This window comes from Sphingobium sp. (genome assembly GCF_041987595.1).
In the GTDB taxonomy this organism is placed as follows: Bacteria; Pseudomonadota; Alphaproteobacteria; order Sphingomonadales; family Sphingomonadaceae; genus Sphingobium.
Map to the genome: position 1 here is coordinate 1 of NZ_JBHIWJ010000268.1, position 508 is coordinate 508.

Below are 508 nucleotides of genomic sequence, written 5' to 3' on the forward strand. Positions count from 1 at the left end.
CTACCACTACGCGCCAGGACGCAGTGGCAAACATGCCGAGCATATCCTCGACGGCTTCGACGGCATCCTTCAGGTCGATGGATACCAGGGCTATCACAGGCTCGCACGACTCGAGCGTCAAGGCGGCGCGCCGCTGCGGCTGGCCGCATGCTGGTCCCACTCCAGGCGCGAGATCATTGCCGCGACTCCGAAGGCCGGCTCACCCATCGCCGAAGCCGTCCTCGCGCGCATCGCCGCGCTCTACGCAATCGAGAAGGAGATCCGTGGCGCCGACGCCGCGATCCGACAAAAGGCGCGCAACGAGCGATCACGGCCGCTCGTCGCCGAACTCGAGAGATTCCTGCGCGAGCAAGCTGCCCGCCTGTCGCCGGGCAGCGAGATGGGCAAGGCGATCGCCTATCTGCTGAACCATTGGGATGGCCTCACTTTGTTTCTCGACGATGGCCGCGTTGAGATGGACACTAACCCCGTCGAAAATCAAATCAGACCGCTGACGCTGACGCGCAAA

1 protein-coding gene is annotated in these 508 nt (G+C 64.0%); it reads left to right on the top strand.

Annotation, left to right across the window (positions count from 1 at the left end):
- Positions 1 to 508, top strand: a 508-nt coding sequence (locus tag ACFC3J_RS23110; protein WP_375198230.1) for an IS66 family transposase, incomplete at both ends; no start/stop codon positions are given.